Here is a 4,532-nt window from a genome sequence, read left to right as displayed (position 1 = left end):
TTCAGGGCGCGTTCGCGTTCCCCGCCGAAGCGGCCGGCCACGGCGGCCTCGGCCATCAGGTCGAGGTAGCGCAGCGGGGTGGTGGCCGGGTCGCAGTCGCTGGGGGTCCCCCCGCTGCGTTCGGGCAGTGGCGGCGGGTAGACCTCGGTGTAGTCGACCGGGCGCAGGGCGGCCCGGACCTCCTGCGGGGCGCTGTCCCACAGCTCCATCGCCCTCTCCAGCAGCCCGAGCTGTTCGGTGTAGGCGTGCCGGCGGCGGGCGACGACGGCGGCGGCCAGCACGGCGGGCAGCGCCTTGGCGGCGTCGTGGGCGTGGTACCAGTAGCTGGCCAGGCGCATCACGCGGGCGTCGGCGGGGACGAGGGCCGGGTCGGTTTCCAGGGCCTCGGCGTAGCGGCGGTTGAGCCGGGAGCGTTCGCCGGGCAGCAGGTCGTCGGCGACGGCCTCGCGGACCAGGGAGTGCCGGAAGCGGTAGCCGTCGCCGGCGCGGGTGACCGTGAGCAGGTTGGCGCCGACGGCGGCCCGCAGCGCCTCGATGAGGTCGTCCTCGGTGAGCCGGGCCACGGCGGCGATCAGCCGGTACTCCACGGTCGAGCCGCCCTCGGCGACGATGCGGGCGACCCGTTGGGCGGTCTCGGGCAGTGCCTCGACCCGGACCAGGAGCAGGTCGCGCAGGGAGTCGGTGAGACCCGTGCAGTTGCCCTCGGCGGCGGCGACGGCGAGTTCCTCGATGAAGAAGGCGTTCCCGTCGGAACGTTCGTAGATCTCGTCGACCTGGGCGGGGTCGGGCTCGGCGGCCAGGATGCCCGCGATCTGGCGGCAGGCCTCCTCGCGGGTGAAGCGGGCCAGTTCGATGCGCAGCACGGTGCGCAGCCGGTCGAGTTCGGCGAGCAGGGGGCGCAGCGGGTGGCGGCGGTGGATGTCGTCGGAGCGGTAGGTGGCCAGGACGAGGAGGCGGCCGGCGCGCAGGGTGCGGAAGAGGTAGGCGAGGAGGTGGCGCGTGGAGGCGTCGGACCAGTGCAGGTCCTCCAGGACGAGTACGACGGTGTGTTCGGCGGCGATCCGCTCCAGCAGCCGGGCGGTGAGTTCGAACAGGCGGGCCGTGCCCTGTTCGTCGTGGCGGCCGGCGCCGGCCTCGCCGAGGTCGGGCAGCAGCCGGGCCAGTTCCTCCTCCTGGCCGGCCGCGGCGGCGGCGAACTCCTCGGGCAGGGCGTCGCGCAGGGCGCGCAGCGCGGTGGAGAAGGGGGCGAACGGCAGTCCGTCGGCGCCGATCTCCACGCAGCCGCCGACGGCGACGACGGCGGCCCGCCGGGCCGCGACCGCGGCGAACTCCTCCACGAGGCGGGTCTTGCCGACACCCGCCTCGCCGCCGAGCAGCAGCGCCTGCGGCTCGGCCGCGGCGGCTCGGGCGAGCGCTTCGTTCAGCGTGTCCAACTCGTCGGTGCGGCCGACGAACACGGGACTGACGGACCTGGTCTCCACGGGCCCGAGCATCGCACGGGGCCGGGACACCCCGGCACCGGTTTTCCACAGCCCCCGTGTGATGGTCGTACCGGTGGCCGGGAGGGGCGCCGGGAGTGTCGCGTCCTCGGCCGAAAGGGCCGTACGGCTCCGCAGCGGAGCCGTACGACCCTGGGCCCGTGAGCGGCCGACCCCCGTCCGGCCGCTGCGCGCCCCCGCCGTCATGCCGTGCGCGGCAGCCGGTGCCGGCGGGGCCGGTCGGTATGCGACTCGGCGGCCGGGGCCCCGTGACCGTCGGACCGCGCGCGGCGGGCGGCACGGCGGGAGCGTACGACCTCGCGGGCCAGGCGCTCCCGCCGGGCCGTGCTGCGCAGCTCGGCGGCACGGATCTGGTGGAGTTCGAGCTGGTACATGGCGGTTCCTTCGAAGAGTCGGTGTGGTGCGTCGCTTTCCGCGATGCCTCCACCTTCGTCTCCCAGGGGGGTCCGCCACATCGGGAGAGTGCCGCATCTTCGCGCGGCCGGCGGGCCGCACGCGCGCGTAAGGCGCCTTAGGGCGTCCGCGTACACCTGGCGGACGCCCTAAGGCCCCTGCCGGCCTGCGGTTTCTCAGCCGGCCGAGGGCAGGCCGAGCAGGGCGTCGGTGTACTTCAGGACGGCCAGGAGCAGCCCGATGACACCGAGCGAGACACCCGCCCAGGCGACCGACCTGATCCAGGGCGCCTGCGGGCGGCCCGGGGCGCCGAAGGCGGGCCGGACCAGCACGACGACCCCGGTGACCAGCGCGGCCAGCGCGAACAGGCCCGCCCACAGGGCGGTGGTGTGCCAGGCGTCGCCGTAGACCTCCTTGATCTGCCGGGCGACGCTCGCCGTGGAGGAGGTCCTGAGCTGGCCGACGAGCTGCTCGCGCGCGGAGGCGACGGTGCCGATCCAGCCGCCGCTGAGGGAGACTAGGCCGAGGGCCGCGGAGACCACGGCGCCGGCGCCCTGGCCGACCCCGGCGGACGCCTTCCCGCCGGCGGCTTCCGACGCATCGCCGCCCTCGCCGTGCGCGCCGCCCTCGCCGTACGCGTCCCCCTCGCCGTGCACGCCGCCCGCACCGTTCTCGGCGGGCTCGCCGTTCGCGCTGCTCCCGGCCTCCGCGGCGGTCTCCTCGTGCGCCGCGTCCGCGGCCTGTTCCGCGGCTGCCTCCCGCCCGGCACGGGCGTCCCGGGTGCCGGCCGCCGCCGTCGCATCGTCCTTGCGCGCCTCGGTACCGGCGCCTTGCGCTGTCTTCGTTGCCATGCCCGGCACCGTACGGACGCTGTCTGAGAGGTCCCTTAACGACCGCTGCGCGCGGCACGCGCGCGTGCCGCGGGCCACTCGGGCCTCAGCAGGGCCCATATCTCGGTACTGGTCCGCTCCCCACCGTGCGGGTAGTTCTCCCGGAGGACGCCCTCGCGGGTCATGCCGAGCCGCCGGGCCACGGCGATGCTGGGCTCGTTGGCCGAGGAGGCGTACCACTCCACCCGGTGCATGCCGCGCTCCTCGAAGGCCCAGTCGAGCAGCACCCGCATCCCGCGTGTGACCAGCCCGCCGCCGGCCGCCGCCGGCTCCAGCCAGCAGCCGGCCTCGCACACCCCGCTCGCGGTGTCCCAGGCCCGGAACAGCAGCCCGCCGACCAGCTCGCCGGCCAGCCAGATCCCGTGCAGGCCGCCCGCGTCGGCGCCGCGCTTGTCGGCGTACGACTTCAGCCAGCCCCGGGCGCCGTCGAGGTCGCGGACCACGTCCGCCAGACCGATGTGCCGGCCGATGAACTCCCGCCCCCGGTCGATGTTCGCCAGCAGTTCGGCGGCGTGCCAGACCTCCAGGGGCCGCAGTTCGGCGTCGTCACCGATCGGTGTCGCGTACATCGTGCCGTGGTTCCTTCCGCAGGTCGTCCACCGGGAGCCGACCGAGCCTCTCATGCCGGACGCACCGGGTGCGCCCGGTCACCGGCTACGGCCCGGGCGGGCGGCAGGCGGGACGTCAGTCGAACTGGTCCCCGAGCGCCATGACCATCGTCCCGGCGATCAGCAGCCACAGGGCCCTGCGGGTGCGGCCCCGGGCGCCGAGCGCCGTCGCGAGGGCGCAGACCGCCGCGCCGAGGGCGTAGGCGGCGGGGACCCCGGCCGGCGCGGAACCGGTGAGTCGCAGAAGGGCCGCGGCGAGCCCCGCGAGACAGAGCAGCGCTCCGGTGCCGGCTGCGATCCACCGGGCCCGCCGGGCGTCCCCGGCGTACTCCTCGGCGTCTTCGGCATCCCGGGTGCCGTCCTGGGCGTCGTCCCGCGTGACCTGCGTGTCCTGCGCGTCCTCGGCTATCACGGGCTCGGTATCGGAATCGGTGCGTCCACTCATGGCGGGCGAGCGTACCGTCTCGTCACGGAAGTACGGCGGCCAGGCCGCCGCGGCATGCGCCACGGCCCCGGAAGGCATGCCTCCGGGGCCGTGGCGGGCCGTGCTCCCGGCCCTCGCCGGGTCCTTGCCGGGTCCTTGCCGGGTTCTCAGCCCTCGCTGACGCCCAGCTTCTCCAGGATCAGCTCCTTGACGCGGGCCGCGTCGGCCTGCCCGCGCGTGGCCTTCATGACCGCGCCGACCAGGGCGCCGGCCGCGGCCACCTTGCCACCGCGGATCTTGTCCGCGATGCCCGGGTTGCCGGCGATGGCCTCCTCGACGGCGGTGGTCAGCGCGCCCTCGTCGGAGACGACCTTCAGACCGCGCCGGTCGACGACCTCGTCCGGGGTGCCCTCGCCCGCGAGGACGCCCTCGATGACCTGACGGGCCAGCTTGTCGTTCAGGTCGCCCTTGGCGACCAGCTCGGCGACCCGGGCCACCTGCTGCGGGGTGATCGCCAGCTCGTCCAGCGAGGTGCCGGACTCGTTGGCGCTGCGTGCCAGTTCACCCATCCACCACTTGCGGGCGGAGGCCGCGTCGGCCCCGGCGTCGATCGTGGCGACGATCGGCTCCAGCGCACCGGCGTTGAGGATCGCCTGCATGTCCGTGGCGGAGATGCCCCACTCGGCCAGCAGCCGGGTGCGGCGGGCCAGCGGCAGCT

6 protein-coding genes are annotated in these 4,532 nt (G+C 75.3%); all 6 read right to left on the bottom strand.

The window, feature by feature from the left end:
* Window positions 1-1,493: ATP-binding protein (locus IE312_RS39615; protein ID WP_229899629.1), on the bottom strand; the 1,493-nt coding region annotated here is incomplete at its 3' end.
* Between the two features lie 188 nt (window positions 1,494-1,681).
* Complete coding sequence (locus IE312_RS11580; RefSeq protein WP_189980916.1) at window positions 1,682-1,873, bottom strand: hypothetical protein; 192 nt, start codon at window positions 1,871-1,873, stop codon at window positions 1,682-1,684.
* Between the two features lie 195 nt (window positions 1,874-2,068).
* Window positions 2,069-2,743 carry a hypothetical protein gene (locus IE312_RS11575; RefSeq protein ID WP_189980915.1) on the bottom strand — a complete coding sequence of 225 codons (675 nt, stop codon included), beginning with the start codon at window positions 2,741-2,743 and terminating at the stop codon, window positions 2,069-2,071.
* Between the two features lie 35 nt (window positions 2,744-2,778).
* Window positions 2,779-3,351, bottom strand: coding sequence for a GNAT family N-acetyltransferase (locus IE312_RS11570; protein WP_189980913.1), 573 nt, complete (start codon window positions 3,349-3,351; stop codon window positions 2,779-2,781).
* A gap of 115 nt (window positions 3,352-3,466) precedes the next feature.
* Window positions 3,467-3,835, bottom strand: a complete 369-nt coding sequence (locus tag IE312_RS11565; RefSeq protein ID WP_189980911.1) for a hypothetical protein — start codon at window positions 3,833-3,835, stop codon at window positions 3,467-3,469.
* 146 nt (window positions 3,836-3,981) lie between these two features.
* Window positions 3,982-4,532: Asp-tRNA(Asn)/Glu-tRNA(Gln) amidotransferase subunit GatB (locus tag IE312_RS39610; RefSeq protein ID WP_502266968.1), on the bottom strand; the 551-nt coding region annotated here is incomplete at its 5' end.

It is taken from the genome of Streptomyces capoamus (genome assembly GCF_014654935.1).
GTDB classification, from domain to species: Bacteria; Actinomycetota; Actinomycetes; order Streptomycetales; family Streptomycetaceae; genus Streptomyces; species Streptomyces capoamus.
Note: the sequence above shows the minus strand (reverse complement) of the source record. Positions and strands in the feature narration are given on the sequence as shown.